This window comes from Enterobacter sp. fkY84-1 (assembly GCF_052974705.1).
Map to the genome: position 1 here is coordinate 683,868 of NZ_CP169393.1, position 21,369 is coordinate 705,236.

14 protein-coding genes and 2 pseudogenes are annotated in these 21,369 nt (G+C 55.1%); 14 read left to right on the forward strand and 2 right to left on the reverse strand.

What is annotated here, in order from left to right:
- The first annotated feature begins 135 nt into the window (after nucleotides 1-135).
- The 4 genes from dnaK to nhaR all read left to right on the forward strand — a co-directional run bounded on the left by dnaK (nucleotide 136) and on the right by nhaR (nucleotide 5,589).
- The gene (gene dnaK / locus ACEPLT_RS03265) at nucleotides 136-2,049 is read left to right on the forward strand and encodes a molecular chaperone DnaK (protein WP_008502041.1); all 1,914 of its coding nucleotides are present in this window, start codon (nucleotides 136-138) and stop codon (nucleotides 2,047-2,049) included.
- 87 nt (nucleotides 2,050-2,136) lie between these two features.
- Nucleotides 2,137-3,282, forward strand: a complete 1,146-nt coding sequence (gene dnaJ / locus ACEPLT_RS03270; protein WP_008502040.1) for a molecular chaperone DnaJ — start codon at nucleotides 2,137-2,139, stop codon at nucleotides 3,280-3,282.
- 173 nt (nucleotides 3,283-3,455) lie between these two features.
- Nucleotides 3,456-4,631 carry a Na+/H+ antiporter NhaA gene (nhaA, locus tag ACEPLT_RS03275; RefSeq protein WP_023326672.1) on the forward strand — a complete coding sequence of 392 codons (1,176 nt, stop codon included), beginning with the start codon at nucleotides 3,456-3,458 and terminating at the stop codon, nucleotides 4,629-4,631.
- Nucleotides 4,632-4,689: 58 nt separating this feature from the next.
- Nucleotides 4,690-5,589, forward strand: a complete 900-nt coding sequence (nhaR, locus tag ACEPLT_RS03280; protein ID WP_008502038.1) for a transcriptional activator NhaR — start codon at nucleotides 4,690-4,692, stop codon at nucleotides 5,587-5,589.
- A gap of 59 nt (nucleotides 5,590-5,648) precedes the next feature.
- On the opposite strand, the gene rpsT is transcribed toward nhaR, so the two are convergent.
- Nucleotides 5,649-5,912 (reverse strand): 30S ribosomal protein S20, encoded by a 264-nt coding sequence (gene rpsT / locus ACEPLT_RS03285; protein WP_003856458.1) that lies wholly within the window; start codon nucleotides 5,910-5,912, stop codon nucleotides 5,649-5,651.
- A gap of 115 nt (nucleotides 5,913-6,027) precedes the next feature.
- Between rpsT and ACEPLT_RS03290 the strand changes: the two are divergent.
- The 10 genes and pseudogenes from ACEPLT_RS03290 to ACEPLT_RS03335 form a co-directional block, all read left to right on the forward strand.
- A pseudogene (locus ACEPLT_RS03290) lies at nucleotides 6,028-6,234 on the forward strand (DUF2575 domain-containing protein); the annotation flags it as partial.
- A 7-nt stretch (nucleotides 6,235-6,241) separates the two neighbouring features.
- The gene (gene ribF / locus ACEPLT_RS03295; protein ID WP_023326674.1) at nucleotides 6,242-7,168 is read left to right on the forward strand and encodes a bifunctional riboflavin kinase/FAD synthetase; all 927 of its coding nucleotides are present in this window, start codon (nucleotides 6,242-6,244) and stop codon (nucleotides 7,166-7,168) included.
- Between the two features lie 45 nt (nucleotides 7,169-7,213).
- On the forward strand, nucleotides 7,214-10,030 hold the full coding sequence (gene ileS / locus ACEPLT_RS03300) for an isoleucine--tRNA ligase (protein WP_025912149.1): 2,817 nt from the start codon (nucleotides 7,214-7,216) through the stop codon (nucleotides 10,028-10,030).
- On the forward strand, nucleotides 10,030-10,530 hold the full coding sequence (lspA, locus tag ACEPLT_RS03305; protein ID WP_008502034.1) for a signal peptidase II: 501 nt from the start codon (nucleotides 10,030-10,032) through the stop codon (nucleotides 10,528-10,530). The genes ileS and lspA overlap by 1 nt, the downstream gene beginning before the upstream one ends.
- Before the next feature lie 117 nt (nucleotides 10,531-10,647).
- The gene (gene fkpB / locus ACEPLT_RS03310) at nucleotides 10,648-11,097 is read left to right on the forward strand and encodes an FKBP-type peptidyl-prolyl cis-trans isomerase (protein WP_023345412.1); all 450 of its coding nucleotides are present in this window, start codon (nucleotides 10,648-10,650) and stop codon (nucleotides 11,095-11,097) included.
- Nucleotide 11,098: 1 nt separating this feature from the next.
- Nucleotides 11,099-12,049: a 4-hydroxy-3-methylbut-2-enyl diphosphate reductase gene (ispH, locus tag ACEPLT_RS03315; protein WP_023293312.1), complete on the forward strand. Its 951-nt coding sequence runs from the start codon at nucleotides 11,099-11,101 to the stop codon at nucleotides 12,047-12,049.
- Between the two features lie 204 nt (nucleotides 12,050-12,253).
- Entirely contained in the window at nucleotides 12,254-13,075 is an 822-nt protein-coding gene (dapB, locus tag ACEPLT_RS03320; RefSeq protein ID WP_008502030.1) for a 4-hydroxy-tetrahydrodipicolinate reductase, read from the forward strand.
- A 454-nt stretch (nucleotides 13,076-13,529) separates the two neighbouring features.
- Nucleotides 13,530-14,678, forward strand: a complete 1,149-nt coding sequence (gene carA, locus ACEPLT_RS03325) for a glutamine-hydrolyzing carbamoyl-phosphate synthase small subunit (RefSeq protein WP_010427050.1) — start codon at nucleotides 13,530-13,532, stop codon at nucleotides 14,676-14,678.
- Between the two features lie 18 nt (nucleotides 14,679-14,696).
- Nucleotides 14,697-17,921 (forward strand): carbamoyl-phosphate synthase large subunit, encoded by a 3,225-nt coding sequence (gene carB, locus ACEPLT_RS03330; RefSeq protein ID WP_008502028.1) that lies wholly within the window; start codon nucleotides 14,697-14,699, stop codon nucleotides 17,919-17,921.
- A 181-nt stretch (nucleotides 17,922-18,102) separates the two neighbouring features.
- Nucleotides 18,103-18,336: a YgdI/YgdR family lipoprotein gene (locus ACEPLT_RS03335; RefSeq protein WP_163341899.1), complete on the forward strand. Its 234-nt coding sequence runs from the start codon at nucleotides 18,103-18,105 to the stop codon at nucleotides 18,334-18,336.
- Between the two features lie 48 nt (nucleotides 18,337-18,384).
- Here ACEPLT_RS03335 and ACEPLT_RS03340 read toward each other — a convergent pair.
- Nucleotides 18,385-21,253 (reverse strand): annotated as a pseudogene (locus ACEPLT_RS03340) (autotransporter family protein).
- Nucleotides 21,254-21,369: the final 116 nt, after the last annotated feature.

A 21,369-nucleotide genomic window follows, 5' to 3' on the forward strand; every position in this document is an offset into this window, starting at 1 on the left:
CGCGACCCCATCTTGTAGTCAACCGCAGTGTGTGGACCTGAAAAAAATCAAATCTGGGCAGTTGAAAAAGCACGTTCTGCCCTTATTACAGGTACACAACCACATGTTGACTGAATTTTTAGTGGAGACGTTTAGATGGGTAAAATTATTGGTATCGACCTGGGTACTACCAACTCTTGTGTAGCGATTATGGATGGCACTACTGCACGCGTGCTGGAGAACGCCGAGGGCGATCGCACCACGCCTTCTATCATTGCTTATACCCAGGACGGTGAAACTCTGGTTGGTCAGCCGGCTAAACGTCAGGCAGTGACAAACCCGCAAAACACTCTGTTTGCGATTAAACGCCTGATCGGTCGCCGCTTCCAGGACGAAGAAGTTCAGCGTGACGTTTCCATCATGCCTTACAAAATCATCGCGGCAGATAACGGCGATGCATGGCTTGATGTGAAAGGCACCAAAACGGCACCACCGCAGATTTCTGCTGAAGTGCTGAAAAAAATGAAGAAAACCGCGGAAGATTACCTGGGTGAGCCGGTAACTGAAGCTGTTATCACCGTTCCTGCATACTTCAACGATGCTCAGCGTCAGGCAACCAAAGATGCTGGCCGTATCGCAGGTCTGGAAGTAAAACGTATCATCAACGAACCAACCGCGGCTGCTCTGGCTTACGGTCTGGATAAAGAAGTCGGCAACCGTACTATCGCGGTTTACGACCTGGGTGGTGGTACCTTCGATATCTCTATTATCGAAATCGACGAAGTTGACGGCGAAAAAACCTTCGAAGTTCTCGCAACCAACGGTGATACCCACCTGGGTGGTGAAGACTTCGATACCCGTCTGATCAACTACCTCGTTGACGAGTTCAAGAAAGATCAGGGCATTGACCTGCGTAACGACCCGCTGGCTATGCAGCGCCTGAAAGAAGCCGCTGAGAAAGCGAAGATCGAACTGTCTTCCGCTCAGCAGACCGACGTGAACCTGCCGTACATCACTGCAGACGCGACCGGTCCTAAACACATGAACATCAAAGTGACCCGTGCGAAACTGGAAAGCCTGGTAGAAGACCTGGTGAACCGTTCTATCGAGCCGCTGAAAGTTGCTCTGCAGGACGCTGGCCTGTCCGTGTCTGATATCAACGACGTTATCCTCGTTGGTGGCCAGACCCGTATGCCAATGGTGCAGAAGAAAGTGGCTGAGTTCTTTGGTAAAGAGCCACGTAAAGACGTTAACCCGGACGAAGCAGTGGCTATCGGTGCTGCGGTTCAGGGTGGCGTACTGACCGGTGAAGTGAAAGACGTACTGCTGCTGGACGTTACCCCGCTGTCTCTGGGTATCGAAACCATGGGCGGTGTGATGACTGCGCTCATCAACAAAAACACCACCATCCCAACCAAGCACAGCCAGGTGTTCTCTACCGCTGAAGACAACCAGTCTGCGGTAACCATCCATGTGCTGCAGGGTGAGCGTAAGCGTGCGGCGGATAACAAATCTCTGGGTCAGTTCAACCTGGACGGTATTAACCCGGCACCGCGCGGCATGCCACAGATCGAAGTCACCTTCGACATCGATGCTGACGGTATCCTGCACGTGTCTGCGAAAGACAAAAACAGCGGTAAAGAGCAGAAGATCACCATCAAGGCATCTTCTGGTCTGAACGAAGCGGAAATCGAAAAAATGGTTCGCGATGCCGAAGCTAACGCGGAATCCGACCGTAAGTTCGAAGAGCTGGTTCAGACCCGCAACCAGGGTGACCATCTGCTGCACAGCACCCGTAAGCAGGTTGAAGAAGCAGGCGATAAACTGCCAGCGGAAGACAAGACTGCTATCGAAGCTGCACTGAGTGCGCTGGAATCCTCACTGAAAGGTGAAGATAAAGCGGACATCGAAGCGAAGATGCAGGAACTGGCACAGGCTTCTCAGAAGCTGATGGAAATCGCTCAGCAGCAGCACGCTCAACAGCAGGCGGGCGCTGACGCTTCGGCGAACAATGCGAAAGACGACGACGTTGTCGACGCTGAGTTCGAAGAAGTTAAAGATAAAAAATAATCGCCCTGATGCAGGGTAATTAATCGGCACGGGCGTAGGAGAACTCTCCACGCCCGTGCTCGCATGTTAAGGGGCTTAAAAAAACCAATGGCAAAGCAAGACTATTACGAGATTTTAGGCGTTCCGAAAACTGCGGAAGAGCGTGAAATCAAAAAGGCGTATAAGCGCCTGGCCATGAAATTCCACCCGGACCGTAATCAGGGTGACAAAGAGGCTGAAGCCAAATTTAAAGAGATCAAAGAAGCCTACGAAGTCCTGACCGATGCACAAAAACGTGCGGCCTATGACCAGTACGGTCACGCAGCCTTTGAACAGGGCGGCATGGGCGGCGGTGGATTCGGTGGCGGCGGCTTTGGCGGCGGTGCCGACTTCAGCGATATCTTTGGCGATGTCTTCGGCGACATCTTCGGCGGTGGGCGTGGTCGTCAGCGCGCGGCGCGCGGCGCGGATCTGCGCTACAACATGGATCTGACGCTGGAAGAGGCCGTTCGCGGTGTTACCAAAGAGATCCGTATTCCGACGCTGGAAGAGTGTGACGTCTGCCACGGCAGCGGCGCGAAAGCGGGTACCCAGCCTCAGACCTGTCCAACCTGTCACGGCTCCGGTCAGGTCCAGATGCGTCAGGGCTTCTTCGCGGTACAGCAGGCCTGTCCGCACTGTCACGGTCGCGGTACGCTGATTAAAGATCCGTGCACCAAATGCCACGGCCACGGTCGCGTTGAGAAAACCAAGACCCTGTCCGTTAAAATCCCGGCTGGCGTGGATACGGGCGACCGCATCCGTCTGGCGGGTGAGGGTGAAGCTGGCGAACACGGCGCACCGGCAGGCGATCTGTACGTTCAGGTGCAGGTGAAACAGCACGCTATCTTCGAGCGCGAAGGGAACAACCTGTACTGTGAAGTGCCGATCAACTTCGCGATGGCGGCTCTCGGCGGCGAAATCGAAGTGCCGACGCTGGATGGTCGCGTCAATCTGAAGATCCCGGGCGAGACCCAGACCGGTAAGCTGTTCCGCATGCGCGGGAAAGGCGTTAAATCCGTTCGCGGTGGTGCGCAGGGCGACCTGCTGTGCCGCGTCGTCGTGGAAACGCCGGTTGGCCTGAACGATAAGCAGAAACAGCTGCTGAAAGAGTTGCAGGAAAGCTTTGGTGGTCCGACGGGTGAGAAAAACAGCCCGCGTTCCAAAAGCTTCTTCGATGGCGTCAAAAAATTCTTCGATGATTTGACCCGCTAATCCGTTAGCTGGTTTTCATCTTCAAAAAGCCCGGAAGCGATTCCGGGCTTTTTTTATTTACGGTTATTGCTCGGTAAAAGTGAATCTATACTCAATATTAATCTGTTTTTGCCGAGCTATTTGGCTTGGTATTATGGTTTTATCGAGGTATTGTTGTAAAAGAGAGAACTTAAATGAAATTACTACACCGTTTCTTTAGCAGTGAGGCGTCCGGTGGCGTGCTCCTGATTATTGCCGCAGCGGCCGCGATGGTGCTGGCTAATCTTGGCATCACGCGGGATCTCTATCATGCATTTCTGGAAACGCCCGTTGAGCTGAAGGTCGGGGCGCTGGAAATTAACAAGAACATGCTGCTGTGGATCAACGATGCGCTGATGGCGGTGTTCTTCCTGCTGGTGGGGCTTGAAGTTAAGCGTGAGCTGGTTCTGGGCTCGCTTGCCAGCCGCCAGCGCGCGGCGTTCCCGGTTATTGCCGCGCTCGGTGGGATGGTGGTGCCGGCGCTGCTCTTCCTGGCGTTCACCTGGCAGGATCCGGTTGCACGTCACGGCTGGGCGATCCCGGCCGCGACGGATATCGCCTTTGCGCTCGGGGTGCTGGCCTTGCTGGGAAGCCGCGTGCCGGTTGCGCTGAAAATCTTCCTGATGGCGCTGGCGATCATCGATGATCTTGGCGCCATTGTGATTATCGCGCTGTTCTACACCAGCGATCTGTCGATCCTGTCTCTGAGCGTGGCTGCCGGAGCGATTGCGGTGCTGGCGCTGCTGAACATCTTTAATGTGCGCCGCATCGGTATCTACATCCTCGTGGGGATGGTGCTGTGGACGGCGGTGCTGAAATCCGGCGTGCACGCCACGCTGGCTGGGGTGATCGTCGGCTTCTTCGTACCGCTTAAGCCGCAGGACGGCAAGTCGCCGGCCAAACAGCTGGAGCATGTGCTGCACCCGTGGGTCGCCTTTATGATCCTGCCCCTGTTTGCGTTTGCCAACGCCGGGGTTTCGCTGGGCGGCGTGACGCTGGACGGGCTGACGTCCGTGCTGCCGCTGGGCATTATTGCCGGTCTGTTTATCGGTAAGCCGCTGGGTATTAGCCTCTTTTGCTGGCTGGCGACGAAACTGAAGCTGGCGTCATTGCCGCACGGCACCACGTTTAAGCAGATTATGGCCGTCGGCGTGCTGTGTGGAATAGGGTTTACGATGTCGATCTTTATCTCGACGCTGGCGTTTGGCGCGCATGCGCCTGAGCTGATCGTCTGGGCGAAACTCGGCATTCTCATCGGGTCATTACTGGCCGCCGTAATTGGTTATACCTTGTTGAAGGTGAAATTGTCCGGACAGGCCGTCCAGGCATAACGGAACACCGGGAGGAGGCGATCCTTCTCCCGAAACACACTCAAGGAGCGAAGACGCGATGTCTCATTTGAATTACAACCATCTTTACTACTTCTGGCACGTCTATAGACAGGGCTCGGTGGTCGGGGCTGCAGAGGCGCTCTACCTGACGCCGCAAACCATCACCGGGCAAATCAAGGCGCTGGAAGAACGTTTGCAGGGCAAGCTGTTCAAGCGTAAGGGGCGCGGGATTGAACCCAGCGAGCTGGGTGAGTTGGTTTTCCGCTACGCGGACAAAATGTTTACCCTTAGCCAGGAGATGCTGGATATCGTCAACTACCGCAAAGAGTCGAACCTGCTCTTTGATGTTGGCGTGGCGGATGCGCTGTCCAAACGGCTGGTGAGCGGCGTGCTGGATGCGGCGGTGGTCGAAGACGAGCAAATCCACCTGCGCTGCTTTGAATCCACTCACGAGATGCTGCTGGAACAGCTGAGCCAGCACAAGCTGGACATGATTATCTCGGATTGTCCGATCGACTCCACGCAGCAGGAAGGGCTGTTCTCGGTGAAAATTGGGGAATGCGGCGTGAGCTTCTGGTGCATTAATCCGCCGCCGGAGAAACCCTTCCCGGCCTGCCTGGAAGAGCGTCGACTGCTGGTGCCGGGAAGACGTTCCATGCTGGGGCGCAAGCTCCTGAACTGGTTTAACTCGCAGGGGCTGAACGTGGAAATCCTCGGCGAATTTGACGATGCGGCGCTGATGAAAGCCTTTGGTGAAGCCCACAACGCCATCTTCGTTGCGCCGACGCTCTACGCGCACGATCTCTATTCGGACGACAAGATTACGGAGATAGGCAGAGTGGATAACGTGATGGAGGAGTATCACGCCATCTTTGCTGAAAGGATGATTCAGCATCCGGCGGTACAGCGAATCTGTAACCGTGACTACTCGGCGCTGTTTACGCCACCGGCAATCTGAAGATATAAAAAAACCCGCGTTAAGCGGGTTCTTTTAAAACAAGCAACAACAAGCGGCGATTAAGCCAGTTTGTTGATCTGCGCGGTCAGGTTTGCTTTATGACGCGCTGCTTTGTTTTTGTGGATCAGACCTTTAGCAGCCTGACGATCCACGATTGGTTGCATTTCGTTAAATGCGTTCTGCGCAGCAGCTTTGTCGCCAGCTTCGATAGCTGCGTATACTTTCTTGATGAAGGTACGCATCATAGAGCGACGGCTTGCGTTGTGCTTACGAGCCTTCTCAGACTGTACGGCACGTTTCTTAGCTGATTTGATATTAGCCAAGGTCCAACTCCCAAATATGATCTATGTGGACAATTCAAAGGCCGAGGAATATGCCCTCTATACCTTCTTTTGTCAATGGATTTGTGCAAATAAGCGCCGTTAATGTGGCGACGCTACGTTACGTAGTGATGGCGCAGGATTCTACCAGCTTGTTGTCCGTGAATACAGCTTTTCGGCATAAAAATCGCAGTTCGCGAGCAGATTTTTCCGCTGCGAAAGGTCAGCCTGATGAAATCATTACGGCTTTCTGTTTTGCACGAACAATCGCCGGTTAACCTTAACCGCTGTACAAGGTATACTTTGGCGATTTTCACTGTTTTGAGCCAGACATGAAGCTGATACGCGGCATACATAATCTCAGCAGAGCCCCGCACGGGTGCGTGCTGACCATTGGTAATTTCGACGGCGTGCATCGTGGTCATCAGGCGCTGTTGCAGGGATTGCGTAAAGAAGGGGAGGCTCGCGGCCTGCCCGTAGTAGTGATGATTTTCGAACCGCAGCCGCTGGAGCTGTTCGCGGGCGATAAATCTCCCGCCCGTCTTACACGCCTGCGCGAGAAGTTGCGCTATCTGGCTGAGTCCGGCGTGGACTATGTATTGTGCGTACGTTTCGATCGCCGCTTTGCCGCGCTGACAGCACAAAATTTCGTCAGCGACCTGCTGGTGAAGCGTCTTGGCGTGCAGTTTCTTGCCGTGGGCGATGATTTCCGCTTTGGCGCTGGTCGTCAGGGTGATTTCTTGCTATTACAGAAGGCTGGTCTGGAGTACGGTTTTGACGTCACCAGCGCGATGACCTTCTGTGAAGGCGGCGTGCGCGTTAGCAGCACGGCAGTGCGGCAGGCGCTGGCCAACGATGAACTGGATACGGCAGAAAACCTGCTGGGACATCCGTTCACCATCTCTGGTCGCGTGGTCCATGGCGATGCGCTGGGCCGCACGATAGGTTTCCCGACGGCGAATATACCGCTGCGTCGTCAGGTTTCCCCGGTTAAAGGGGTCTATGCGGTGGAAGTGGCAGGACTGGGCGAAAAGCCGTTTTACGGCGTCGCCAACATTGGCACGCGTCCGACCGTCGCCGGTGTGCGTCAACAGTTAGAAGTGCACCTGCTGGACGTTGTAATGGACCTGTATGGGCGCCATATAGATGTAATACTGCGTAAAAAAATACGCAACGAGCAGCGATTTGGTTCGCTGGATGAACTCAAAGCGCAAATTGCGCGAGATGAATTAACAGCCCGCGAGTTTTTTGGGCTTTGAACCCGGCTTAACTGCCTACGTGATAAATACGGAACCGAGAATCTGATGAGTGACTATAAATCAACCCTGAATTTGCCGGAAACAGGGTTCCCGATGCGCGGCGATCTCGCCAAGCGTGAACCGGGAATGCTGGCGCGTTGGACCGATGATGACCTGTACGGCATCATTCGTGCAGCCAAAAAAGGCAAAAAAACCTTCATTCTGCATGATGGCCCTCCCTATGCGAATGGCAGCATTCATATTGGTCACTCTGTAAATAAGATTCTGAAAGACATTATCGTGAAGTCCAAAGGACTCGCGGGATATGACTCGCCTTACGTTCCGGGCTGGGACTGCCACGGCCTGCCAATCGAGCTGAAAGTTGAGCAGGAATTTGGCAAGCCTGGTGAGAAATTCACCGCCGCCGAGTTCCGTGCGAAGTGCCGCGAATACGCAGCCACCCAGGTTGACGGTCAGCGCGCTGACTTCATTCGTCTGGGCGTACTGGGCGACTGGTCGCATCCGTACCTGACCATGGACTTCAAAACCGAAGCCAACATCATCCGTGCGCTGGGCAAAATTATCGGTAACGGCCACCTGCACAAAGGCGCGAAGCCGGTGCACTGGTGCGTGGACTGCCGTTCTGCGCTGGCAGAAGCGGAAGTGGAGTATTACGACAAAACCTCTCCATCTATCGACGTAGCCTTCCATGCCGTCGATCAGGATGCGGTGAAAGCCAAATTTGGCGTGTCGTCCGTTAACGGCCCGATCTCGCTGGTGATCTGGACCACCACCCCGTGGACCCTGCCAGCCAACCGCGCGATCTCCCTGTCCGGTGAATTCGAATACGCGCTGGTGCAGATTGACGGCCAGGCGGTTATCCTGGCGAAAGATCTGGTTGAAAGCGTGCTGAAGCGCGCGAACATCGCCGATTACACCGTGCTGGGCACAGTAAAAGGCGACGCGCTTGAGCTGATGCGCTTCAAACACCCGTTCCTGGACTTCGACGTTCCGGCGATCCTGGGCGACCACGTAACTCTGGACGCGGGTACCGGTGCGGTACATACCGCCGGTGGCCACGGTCCTGACGACTACAACATCAGCCTGAAGTACGGTCTGGAAATCGCTAACCCGGTGGGGCCGGACGGTTCCTACCTGCCTGGCACCTACCCGGCGCTGGACGGTATCAACGTCTTCAAAGCGAACGACATTATTGTCGACATGCTGCGCACCAGCGGCGCGCTGCTGCACGTTGAAAAAATGCAGCACAGCTATCCGTGCTGCTGGCGTCATAAGACGCCAATCATCTTCCGTGCGACCCCGCAGTGGTTCGTCAGCATGGATCAGAAGGGCCTGCGCGAGCAGTCTCTGAAAGAGATCAAAGGCGTGCAGTGGATCCCGGACTGGGGTCAGGCGCGTATCGAATCCATGGTGGCTAACCGTCCTGACTGGTGTATCTCCCGTCAGCGTACCTGGGGCGTGCCGATGTCGCTGTTCGTGCATAAAGAGACGCATGAGCTGCACCCGAACACCCTGGAACTGATGGAAGAAGTGGCGAAGCGCGTCGAAGTTGACGGCATCCAGGCGTGGTGGGATCTCGACGCCCGTGACATCCTGGGCGCTGATGCTGACAACTACGAGAAAGTGCCGGATACCCTGGACGTATGGTTCGATTCCGGGTCTACCCACTCCTCCGTGGTTGACGTGCGTCCGGAGTTTGCCGGTCACGCTGCCGATATGTATCTGGAAGGGTCTGACCAACACCGCGGCTGGTTCATGTCATCTCTGATGATCTCCACCGCCATGAAGGGTAAAGCGCCTTACCGTCAGGTACTGACTCACGGCTTCACCGTGGATGGTCAGGGCCGTAAGATGTCTAAATCTATCGGTAATACCGTTTCTCCGCAGGACGTGATGAACAAGCTGGGCGCAGACATTCTGCGTCTGTGGGTGGCGTCGACCGACTACACCGGCGAAATGGCGGTGTCTGACGAGATCCTGAAACGCGCTGCCGACAGCTATCGTCGTATCCGTAACACCGCGCGCTTCCTGCTGGCGAACCTGAACGGGTTTGATCCGGCAAAAGACATGGTGAAACCGGAAGAGATGGTCGTGCTGGACCGCTGGGCGGTAGGCTGCGCGAAAGCGGCGCAGGAAGATATCCTGAAGGCCTACGAGTCTTATGACTTCCACGAAGTGGTGCAGCGCCTGATGCGCTTCTGCTCCATCGAGATGGGCTCGTTCTACCTCGACATCATCAAAGACCGTCAGTACACCGCGAAAGCGGACAGCGTGGCGCGTCGTAGCTGCCAGACCGCGCTGTTCCATATCGCAGAAGCGCTGGTACGCTGGATGGCGCCGATCATGTCCTTCACCGCGGATGAAATCTGGGGTTATCTGCCGGGCGACCGTGAGAAGTATGTCTTCACCGGCGAGTGGTACGAAGGTCTGTTCGATCTCTCCAGCACCGAAGCAATGAACGATGCCTTCTGGGACGAGCTGCTGAAAGTGCGTGGCGAAGTGAACAAGGTTATCGAGCAGGCGCGTGCTGATAAGAAAGTCGGCGGCTCTCTGGAAGCGGCAGTAACCCTGTACGCGGAGCCAGAGCTGGCGGCGAAGCTGACGGCGCTGGGCGATGAATTACGATTTGTCCTGTTGACCTCCGGTGCGAAAGTTGCGGATTATGCTGACGCGTCTGCTGATGCTCAGCAGAGCGAACTGCTCAAAGGACTGAAAGTCGCGCTGAGCAAAGCCGACGGTGAGAAATGCCCGCGTTGCTGGCATTACACCACCGATGTCGGTCAGGTGGCGGAACACGCAGACATCTGCGGACGCTGTGTAAGCAACGTCGCCGGTGACGGCGAAAAACGTAAGTTTGCCTGATGAGTAAAACTCTCTGTTCAACAGGACTGCGCTGGCTGTGGCTGGTTGTGGTGGTGCTGATTATCGATCTGGGCAGCAAGTTCCTGATCCTCCAGAACTTTGCTCTGGGGGAGACGGTGCCGCTGTTCCCGTCGCTTAACCTGCACTACGCGCGCAACTACGGTGCGGCGTTCAGTTTCCTTGCCGACAGCGGTGGCTGGCAGCGCTGGTTCTTTGCGGGTATCGCTCTCGGTATCTGCGTGATCCTGGCGGTGCTGATGTACCGCTCGAAGGCAACGCAAAAGCTGAATAACATCGCCTACGCGCTGATCATTGGCGGCGCGCTGGGCAACCTGTTTGATCGCCTGTGGCACGGCTTTGTGGTCGATATGATCGACTTCTACGTCGGCGACTGGCACTTCGCGACCTTTAACCTCGCCGATAGCGCCATTTGCATCGGTGCGGCGTTAATCGTGCTGGAAGGCTTCTTGCCTAAACCGGCCGCGAAAGAGCAGGCGTAAGCATCAATGCCGGGTTGCGCTACGCTTACCCGCCTACCGAATATGCCGACACTTGTAGGCCGGGTAAGCGCAGCGCCACCCGGCACACAGGCGAGACAACATTAAAGAGCATTGTGTATGTCTAAATCCGTACAGAGCAACAGCGCGGTTCTCGTTCACTTTACGCTGAAGCTGGATGACGGCTCCACGGCCGAATCCACCCGCAACAACGGCAAACCGGCCCTGTTTCGTCTTGGCGATACCTCCCTGTCTGAAGGTCTTGAGCAGCAGCTTCTCGGTCTGAAAGAGGGGGAGAAAAAAGCCTTTTCGCTGGAGCCGGATGCCGCGTTTGGCGTGCCAAGCCCGGATCTGATCCAGTATTTCTCCCGTCGTGAGTTTATGGACGCGGGTGAACCGGAGATCGGGGCAATTATGCTCTTTACCGCTATGGACGGCAGCGAAATGCCTGGCGTGATCCGCGAAATCAACGGCGACTCGATTACCGTTGACTTCAACCATCCGCTTGCCGGGCGCACTGTCCATTTTGATATTGAAGTGCTGGAGATCGATCCGGCACTGGAGGCCTGAGATGCAGATCCTGTTGGCTAACCCGCGCGGCTTTTGCGCCGGTGTAGACCGCGCTATCAGCATTGTTGAAAACGCGCTGGAGATTTACGGCGCGCCGATTTATGTGCGTCACGAAGTGGTGCATAACCGCTACGTGGTCGACAGCCTGCGCGATCGCGGTGCCATCTTTATCGAGCAGATCAGCGAAGTGCCTGACGGTGCGATCCTGATTTTCTCCGCGCACGGCGTCTCTCAGGCGGTCCGTAACGAAGCGAAAAGTCGCGATCTGACCGTCTTCGATGCCACCTGCCCATTGGTGACCAAGGTGCATATGGAAGTGGCGCGCGCCAGCCGTCGTGGTGAAGAGTCGATTCTGATTGGCCATGCCGGGCATCCGGAAGTCGAAGGCACCATGGGCCAGTACAGCAACCCGGAAGGGGGTATGTATCTGGTTGAGTCGCCTGAAGATGTGTTAACGCTGAACGTGAAAAACGAAGCGCGTCTGTCGTTTATGACCCAGACCACGCTCTCCGTCGACGATACCTCTGACGTGATTGACGCCCTGCGTCAGCGCTTCCCGAAAATCGTCGGGCCGCGCAAGGATGACATCTGCTACGCCACCACCAATCGTCAGGAAGCGGTGCGCGCGCTGGCTGAACAGGCGGACGTGGTGCTGGTGGTCGGCTCCAAAAACTCGTCTAACTCCAACCGTCTGGCTGAACTGGCACAGCGAATGGGCAAAGCGGCGTTCCTGATCGACGATGCCACGGATATTCAGGAAGCGTGGGTTAAAGACGCGGCCTGCGTTGGCGTGACGGCCGGGGCGTCCGCGCCGGATATTCTGGTACAAAACGTCATTTCCCGTCTGCAGGAGCTGGGCGGCGGCGAAGCGGTGCCGCTGGAAGGACGTGAAGAGAACATTGTTTTCGAAGTGCCGAAAGAACTGCGCATCGACGCCCGCGAAGTCGAATAGTCCCTTTTCTGATGAAGGCCAGCACCTCCTGTGCTGGCCTTTTTTTTACCCGTTACTTTATCGTGACGACAAAATCATGTCTTTTACTGATATTTAAGTCGGTTTCACGTTAAATTCTAATTATTGGTGTTTTCAGTTGGCAGTGCTCAGAAAGGCTGGTTAATCTGAAAACGGTTTACATCATTTTAACGTAAGAGAATAACTATGCATGATGCACAGATCCGTGTCGCCATTGCGGGCGCGGGTGGACGTATGGGCCGTCAGCTGATTCAGGCGGCACTTCAGATGGATGGCGTAGCACTTGGCGCGGCGCTGGAGCGTGACGGTTCATCACTTCTGGGGACCGATGCTGGTGAGCTGGCGGGCGCGGGAAAGACCGGCGTAACCGTACAAAGCAGCCTGGATGCGGTTAAAGAGGACTTCGATGTCTTCATCGATTTTACCCGCCCGGAAGGGACGCTCGCGCATCTGGCATTTTGCCGCCAGCACGGCAAGGGGATGGTGATCGGCACCACCGGTTTTGACGATGCGGGCAAGCAGGCTATCCAGGATGCATCCAAAGAGATTGCGATCGTCTTCGCCGCAAACTTTAGCGTGGGCGTTAACGTCATGCTGAAGCTGCTGGAGAAGGCCGCGAAGGTGATGGGCAACTACACCGATATTGAGATTGTTGAAGCTCACCACCGCTATAAGGTTGATGCGCCATCCGGCACGGCGCTGGCGATGGGCGAAGCGATTGCTCATGCACTTGATAAAGATTTAAAAGACTGTGCGGTCTATGCCCGCGAAGGCCACACCGGGGAGCGCGTGCCAGGCACCATTGGTTTCGCAACCGTCCGGGCGGGTGACATCGTCGGCGAACATACCGCGATGTTCGCCGATATTGGCGAGCGCGTCGAAATTACGCATAAAGCGTCCAGCCGAATGACGTTTGCCAATGGTGCCGTTCGATCCGCTTTGTGGTTGAAAGAGAAGAAAAATGGTCTTTTTGATATGAGAGATGTGCTGGATCTCAACAATTTGTAAGTATTATTACCCATCGTGATGTGGTTATTGCAGTCGTAATTACTTGATTGCATAGGGCAATAATTTATTGCCCTTTTATTTTATCTGTTTCGTGATTACTTTGTTCACTTATCCTTGAAAGTATAGCTGTTCCTCTTGATTCTCGTTACAGAAATGTAAATTTTGACCATTTGGTCCACTTTTTGATGCTGCGTCGACTCATTTTTCATTAAACCCGGCGCGCAAGCGTTTTCCGTAGTGATTTACCTGATCTTTTTGTCGCTTAAGCTTCACTCACCTCGTCAGATACGCAAAAGACTAAACAAAATGTCGGTTTTAAGTTGACTTTTACCCACCAAATCTCCAGAATGCCGCCGTTTGCCAAAAATCCGCTGGCAACACATTTGCATTGATCCATGACATGGTTATGAATTAATATGCAAATAAAGTGAGTGAATATTCTCTGGAGGGTGTTTTGATTAAGTCAGCGCTATTGGTTCTGGAAGACGGAACCCAGTTTATCGGTCGGGCCATAGGGGCAACGGGTTCGGCGGTTGGGGAAGTCGTTTTCAATACTTCAATGACCGGTTATCAAGAAATCCTCACTGATCCTTCCTATTCTCGCCAAATCGTTACTCTTACTTATCCTCATATCGGCAATGTCGGCACCAATGCGGCTGACGAAGAATCTTCTCAGGTACATGCGCAAGGCCTTGTCATTCGTGACCTGCCGCTGATTGCCAGCAACTTCCGCAACACTGAAGATCTCTCTTCTTACCTGAAGCGCCATAACATCGTGGCGATTGCCGATATCGATACCCGTAAGTTAACGCGTCTGCTGCGCGAGAAGGGTGCACAGAACGGCTGCATCATCGCAGGTGATAACCTCGATGCGACGCTGGCGCTGGAAAAAGCGAAAGCTTTCCCGGGCCTGAACGGCATGGACCTGGCGAAAGAAGTGACTACCGCTGAAGCCTACAGCTGGACTCAGGGTAGCTGGACGCTGGAAGGCGACCTGCCGGAAGCGAAAAAAGAGAGCGAGCTGCCGTTCCACGTGGTGGCCTACGATTTTGGCGCCAAACGCAACATCCTGCGCATGCTGGTTGACCGCGGCTGCCGCCTGACGGTGGTGCCTGCACAAACGTCTGCCGAAGACGTGTTGAAGATGAATCCGGACGGTATTTTCCTGTCCAACGGCCCTGGCGACCCGGCGCCGTGCGATTATGCCATCGCTGCCATCAAGTCCTTCCTGGAAACCGATATCCCGGTATTCGGCATCTGCCTCGGCCATCAGCTGCTGGCGCTGGCGAGCGGTGCGAACACCGTCAAGATGAAGTTCGGCCACCACGGTGGTAACCACCCGGTGAAAGATATCGATAACAACACGGTGATGATCACCGCGCAAAACCACGGCTTCGCCGTGGATGAAGCCTCAATGCCGGCTAACCTGCGCGTGACCCATAAGTCGCTGTTCGATGGCACCCTGCAGGGGATTCATCGTACCGATAAGCCAGCGTTCAGCTTCCAGGGCCACCCGGAAGCGAGCCCGGGCCCGCACGACGCCGCGCCGCTGTTCGATCACTTCATCGAACTTATCGAGCAATACCGTAAGACCGCTAAATAATCAGGAGCCGAGAAGACAATGCCAAAACGTACAGACATAAAAAGCATCCTGATCCTTGGCGCTGGCCCGATCGTCATCGGCCAGGCCTGCGAATTCGACTACTCCGGCGCGCAGGCGTGTAAAGCCCTGCGTGAAGAGGGTTACCGCGTTATCCTGGTGAACTCTAACCCGGCGACCATCATGACCGACCCGGAAATGGCTGATGCAACCTACATCGAGCCGATTCACTGGGAAGTGGTGCGTAAAATCATCGAAAAAGAGCGCCCGGACGCGGTGCTGCCAACCATGGGCGGCCAGACGGCGCTGAACTGCGCGCTGGAGCTGGAGCGTCAGGGCGTACTGGCCGAATTCGGCGTCACCATGATTGGTGCCACCGCCGACGCGATTGATAAAGCCGAAGACCGTCGCCGCTTCGACGTGGCGATGAAGAAAATCGGCCTCGACACCGCGCGCTCCGGTATCGCACACAACATGGAAGAAGCGCTGGCCGTTGCGGCTGAAGTGGGCTATCCGTGCATCATCCGTCCATCGTTCACCATGGGCGGCACCGGCGGCGGTATTGCCTACAACCGCGAAGAGTTCGAAGAAATTTGCGAACGCGGTCTGGATCTTTCCCCAACCAAAGAGCTGCTGATTGATGAATCGCTGATTGGCTGGAAAGAGTACGAGATGGAAGTGGTGCGTGATAAAAACGACAACTGCATCATCGTCTGCTCCATCGAAAACTTCGATGCGATGGGTATCCACACCGGCGACTCCATCACCGTTGCGCCAGCCCAGACGCTGACCGACAAAGAGTATCAAATCATGCGTAACGCCTCGATGGCGGTACTGCGTGAAATCGGCGTGGAAACCGGCGGTTCTAACGTACAGTTCTCCGTAAACCCGAAAACCGGCCGTCTGATTGTTATCGAAATGAACCCGCGCGTGTCCCGTTCCTCCGCGCTGGCCTCTAAAGCGACCGGCTTCCCGATTGCGAAAGTGGCGGCGAAACTGGCGGTGGGTTATACCCTCGACGAGCTGATGAACGACATCACCGGTGGCCGTACCCCTGCGTCCTTCGAGCCGTCCATCGACTACGTTGTGACCAAAATTCCACGCTTCAACTTCGAGAAATTTGCCGGCGCCAACGACCGTCTGACCACCCAGATGAAATCCGTCGGTGAAGTGATGGCGATTGGCCGCACGCAGCAGGAATCCCTGCAGAAAGCGCTGCGTGGCCTCGAAGTGGGCGCGACCGGCTTTGACCCGAAAGTGAGCCTGGACGACCCTGAAGCGCTGACCAAAATCCGCCGCGAGCTGAAAGACGCGGGTGCGGAGCGCATCTGGTACATCGCCGACGCCTTCCGTGCCGGCCTGTCCGTCGACGGCGTGTTCAACCTGACCAACATCGACCGCTGGTTCCTGGTACAGATTGAAGAGCTGGTGCGTCTGGAAGAGAAAGTGGCAGAGCTGGGCATCAACGGCCTGGACGCAGACTTCCTGCGCATGCTGAAGCGTAAAGGCTTCGCCGACGCGCGTCTGGCTAAACTGGCGGGCGTGCGCGAAGCGGAAATCCGCAAGCTGCGCGACCAGTATGACCTGCACCCGGTGTACAAGCGCGTCGACACCTGTGCGGCAGAGTTTTCTACCGACACCGCGTACATGTACTCCACCTATGAAGACGAGTGCGAAGCGAATCCGTCAGTTGACCGCGACAAGATTATGGTGCTGGGCGGCGGTCCAAACCGTATCGGCCAGGGCATCGAGTTCGACTACTGCTGCGTACACGCCTCGCTGGCGCTGCGTGAAGACGGTTACGAGACCATCATGGTCAACTGTAACCCGGAAACCGTCTCCACCGACTACGACACCTCTGACCGCCTCTACTTCGAGCCGGTGACGCTGGAAGACGTGCTGGAAATCGTGCGCATCGAGAAGCCAAAAGGCGTTATCGTGCAGTACGGTGGCCAGACTCCGCTGAAGCTGGCGCGCGCGCTGGAAGCGGCAGGCGTACCGGTTATCGGTACCAGCCCGGATGCGATTGACCGCGCGGAAGACCGCGAGCGTTTCCAGCAGGCGGTTGACCGTCTGAAGCTGAAACAGCCGGCGAACGCCACGGTGACGGCCATCGAACAGGCCGTAGAGAAGGCGAAAGAGATTGGCTACCCGCTGGTGGTGCGTCCTTCCTACGTCCTGGGCGGCCGCGCGATGGAAATCGTCTACGACGAAGCCGACCTGCGTCGCTACTTCCAGACGGCGGTGAGCGTCTCCAACGATGCACCAGTGCTGCTCGACCGCTTCCTCGACGATGCGGTAGAAGTGGACGTTGACGCCATCTGCGACGGCGAAATGGTGCTGATTGGCGGCATCATGGAGCATATCGAGCAGGCGGGCGTGCACTCCGGCGACTCCGCCTGTTCTCTGCCAGCGTACACCCTGAGCCAGGAGATTCAGGACGTGATGCGCCAGCAGGTGCAGAAGCTGGCCTTCGAGCTGCAGGTTCGCGGCCTGATGAACGTCCAGTTCGCGGTGAAAGATAACGAAGTCTACCTGATTGAAGTCAACCCGCGTGCGGCACGTACCGTACCGTTCGTCTCTAAAGCCACCGGTATTCCGCTGGCGAAAGTGGCGGCGCGCGTGATGGCAGGCCAGACGCTGGCACAGCAGGGCGTGACCAAAGAGATCATTCCACCGTACTACTCGGTGAAAGAAGTGGTGCTGCCGTTCAACAAATTCCCGGGCGTTGACCCGCTGTTAGGGCCAGAAATGCGCTCAACCGGGGAAGTGATGGGCGTGGGTCGCACCTTCGCAGAAGCGTTTGCCAAGGCGCAGCTGGGCAGCAGCTCTACCATGAGAAAATCGGGCCGTGCGCTGCTCTCCGTTCGCGAAGGCGATAAAGAGCGCGTGGTTGACCTGGCAGCCAAGCTGCTGAAGCAGGGCTTTGAGCTGGACGCGACCCACGGTACGGCAATTGTGCTGGGCGAAGCGGGTATCAACCCGCGTCTGGTGAACAAGGTGCATGAAGGTCGTCCGCACATTCAGGATCGTATCAAGAATGGCGAATATACCTACATCATCAACACCACCGCAGGACGCCAGGCGATCGAAGACTCCAAGCTGATTCGCCGCAGCGCGCTGCAGTACAAAGTGCATTACGACACCACCCTGAACGGCGGTTTCGCAACGGCCATGGCGCTAAACGCGGATGCCACCGAGAAGGTGATTTCGGTTCAGGAAATGCACGCGCAGATTAGCAAGTAATCTGTGTAGGCCCGGCAAGCGGTAGCGCCGCCGGGCAAATGGCGGGTGGCGCTTCGCTTACCCGCCCTACTTTTTTCTTTATCTATCTTCAGAACCTTCTGGTTTTTCATCCTCTTTCAGTCAGTTAGCCTAAAATTGTTAGGTCGATAACGAAATTCAACTGAGAGCAGGGGAAAACACCATGCAAAATAAATTACTGATCGCCACCCTTCTTGCCTCCACTGCAACGTTTACCGTCGCGGGCTGTTCCTCTAACCAGGCAGTGAAAACCACCGATGGCAAAACCATTGTCACCGACGGAAAACCACAGGTCGATGACGATACCGGTCTGGTGTCGTATAAAAATGCGGAAACGGGTCAGACCGAGCAGATCAACCGCGATCAGGTGAAATCAATGGGCGAGCTGGATAACTAATAAAAAAAGCCGTGGCGTTTGCCACGGCTTTTAGTCTTTCAGGAACGATTACCAGCGGTGGTTCAGCAGGATATGACCGCCATAAGCAGCATAGCTGTTCTCACCCCACTCGCCGCTGGCGCGCAGGGAGAGCGTCGTGGTTTCGTTCAGGTTGCCGGTGACGCCCAACTCTAACTGACCGCGATCTTCCGGCGTATCGTTGCTGACGGTCTCGCCGTTAAACGCCAGATCGTTCTGACCTGCGCCTTTCAGCCAGTTCACGGCAACGTACGGCTGCCAGGCTTTCACGTCTTTCTGTTCGAAGTAGCTTGATTTGACGCCCAGACGACCAAACAGACCGTCGTTGTCCAGCGTGGTAATCCGCACGCCGTCGCGATCGGTATGGTTTTCCTGATCCAGATAGCTGTAGATAACCTGCGCCTGAGGTTCGATTTTCCAGGTGCGCTCATTTTCTGAATCAATCACCCATGCATGGCCCACTTCGACGGATGCCGCGAAGCCCTCACTGTCGTAATCTTCATCATTACGGTTGCTGGTCACTTTATTGTTGTACCAGCTATAGGCGGCCCAGGTATCAACGTAGCTGCCCAGACGCAGCTTCTGATCTTCCTGCCAGGTTGCATACAGGCCGACGTTAAAGCCATCCACTTTGCCCTGCGCATCACGTACGTTGTGTTTTGCATCAGAGTGGGTCTTCGCCTGGCCTGCCCCGAACATGCCACCCGCACGCAGGATGCCGTTGTCCATTGGCTTACTCATGAAGTCGCTGCCTACCTGAAGGACAGTGGTGGTGGTGTCATAGCTGACTTTGTCACCGCCCGCATTGTTTTCATGGTAGCGGCCTTTGACGTACATCCAGGTGTTGAGATCTTCCTCGTTACGGAAGGTGATCTGATCGCGATCGTCACGCTTGTGCAGGAACATGCTCTGCGCGGCAAGGTAGTTACCTAAGTAAGCGCCGACCTCAGGAGCCATGACTTCGGGACCGCTATTGCTGCCGTTGTCGGTGTTACCACCGTTGTCAGTGTTACTGCTGTTGTCGGTGTTACTGGCGTTGTCGGTATTACCGCCGTTGTCGGTATTACCACCGTTGTCGGTATTACCACCGTTGTCGGTATCGTCTGCCGGAATGTCTGATGGCGTTGCCTTCGATTCCAGATACCAGTTTCCGTCAGCCGTGCTGATAAAGATTATACTCATATGCACCCGCAACAACCGGTTTTGCCAGGGTGAGCTGAGCTTCTGAACTGCCGCCAACTCTGACAATTTCCATACCGTTTACGGTTTGCGCGCCCAGCCCCCCCATGTTGCTGACGCTGACCCCGGATTGGCCAAAGCTGCTCCCGGTGATGGTGAGATGGTCGGTTGGTGCATTATCCTCACCGAGCGTACTGTTTAACACGATCTGGCTGCCCGCGGAGCCGGTATAGTCGCCGTTAATGGTGAAATTGTTGCCAACGCTGTTATTGGCGGCGCTGAGCAACAGTTTGCCGCCATTAGCCACGTTGCCGTTGATAGTATCAACGGCGGCAGCGCTGAGCGTGGCGTTACCCTGGACTGCATTCCATGCCGCCAGCGTACCGCCCGCCAGAACATGAATGTTATTGTTCACTTCACCTGCAGTAGCAAACGTAGTGCCATTTTCAATGGTGACGGTGGCGTTACTGTTCTTTACGCCGAGCGTAGCACCATTAGCGACCAGGGTGGTGCCGCCGTGCAGAACAGTATCGCCCGTGTAGCTGTTCTTGCCGGTGAGGGTCAGGGTGTGTGAATCTACTTTCTCAACCTTGCCGCTACCGGTCATATCGGTGGCGAAAGTGGAATTGTTGCCCTGATTAAATATTACCGTACCGTTGTTTTTCAGACCGCCACTGAGCGAAGCTGTTTTTTGGCCATTGCCTAATTGTAGAGAGGCATCTTTAGTAACCAGCGTATTGCCGCTATTAGAGACGGTTCCCGCCAGCGTTAAATCACCGCTGTTAACCTGAAGGGAATCGCCAGAACCGATCACGTCGAGATCGCCCGTCAGCGTCCAGCTTTCACCCTCCATTTTGACAGAGGCAAAACCGTCTCCCTTATTCAGGCCAACAAAATTGCTGTCTTCCATTCCGGCACCAACCAGCGTGAGGCTATTTCCCGTTGAGCCGGTAGAGATCACATCACCATTGAACGAGGAACCGGTATTGAGTACCAGCGTATTATTTTTATTACTGGCAAAGGAGATTGCCGTATTGCCGCCACCGATTGAACCACTGTTTATGATGTCGACTTTAGCGGTATTCGTTACGTTGATTCCGTGCTGAAAGCCCTCTACGGTACCCGTGTTCGTGAGCTTAATATTGCCATCGCTCAGGGTAATACCGTCAACTTCTGTACCCTTGATGGTGCCAGCGTTATTAATGGCAACACCTACTTCAGCATTAAGACCTGATTTGCCTTTAATAAGACCGGTAGCGGTATTGGAAATACTGACAGCAGATGAGTGTTTACTGACGAAAACACCATTTTCAGCCGCAGTAATATTCCCTTTGTTAATCAAGTCCCCTTGCATGGTATCAATATTAACACCTGTCGCGGAAGTAGAGGAAATTGTCGCCCCTTCCTCGTTATTCACTACTAAACGTTGTGCTCCAGTGCTAATATCAAGTCCATTCCCGTAACCAGAAATATTTCCCATATTTGCAACGTTTGAAACATCAATCCCAATGACCGACACGGCAGCTTCATTCCCGGAAGAGGTTATCGTAACGTCTTTATTAATGACGTATTCAGCGTCGGTGGAGAAGTTTTGTGGAATTGAGGTTGATTGGTCAATCGTGCTGGCAAAAGCGACGGCGGGGGTGAATAACAATAGGGCAGGAAAGAGACTTCCCAGAGTTTTAGTCGTTTTATTGAGTCTGAAATGTTTGTTGCTCATTTACACATCCATTTGAATTAGAAAGGCGCGATACGACGTATTAAAATTACGTCAGTATGCGGAGAAAAAGAATGAGCTCGCTACAAAGAGCGTAAAATTATTATTTTTTCAATGTT

Bases quoted from the DNA above. Each gene is read 5' to 3' on its own strand.
- dnaK (WP_008502041.1), top strand. From the start codon at position 136: ATGGGTAAAATTATTGGTATCGACCTGGGTACTACCAACTCTTGTGTA.
- dnaJ (WP_008502040.1), top strand. From the start codon at position 2,137: ATGGCAAAGCAAGACTATTACGAGATTTTAGGCGTTCCGAAAACTGCG.
- nhaA (WP_023326672.1), top strand. From the start codon at position 3,456: ATGAAATTACTACACCGTTTCTTTAGCAGTGAGGCGTCCGGTGGCGTG.
- nhaR (WP_008502038.1), top strand. From the start codon at position 4,690: ATGTCTCATTTGAATTACAACCATCTTTACTACTTCTGGCACGTCTAT.
- ribF (WP_023326674.1), top strand. From the start codon at position 6,242: ATGAAGCTGATACGCGGCATACATAATCTCAGCAGAGCCCCGCACGGG.
- ileS (WP_025912149.1), top strand. From the start codon at position 7,214: ATGAGTGACTATAAATCAACCCTGAATTTGCCGGAAACAGGGTTCCCG.
- lspA (WP_008502034.1), top strand. From the start codon at position 10,030: ATGAGTAAAACTCTCTGTTCAACAGGACTGCGCTGGCTGTGGCTGGTT.
- fkpB (WP_023345412.1), top strand. From the start codon at position 10,648: ATGTCTAAATCCGTACAGAGCAACAGCGCGGTTCTCGTTCACTTTACG.
- ispH (WP_023293312.1), top strand. From the start codon at position 11,099: ATGCAGATCCTGTTGGCTAACCCGCGCGGCTTTTGCGCCGGTGTAGAC.
- dapB (WP_008502030.1), top strand. From the start codon at position 12,254: ATGCATGATGCACAGATCCGTGTCGCCATTGCGGGCGCGGGTGGACGT.
- carB (WP_008502028.1), top strand. From the start codon at position 14,697: ATGCCAAAACGTACAGACATAAAAAGCATCCTGATCCTTGGCGCTGGC.
- ACEPLT_RS03335 (WP_163341899.1), top strand. From the start codon at position 18,103: ATGCAAAATAAATTACTGATCGCCACCCTTCTTGCCTCCACTGCAACG.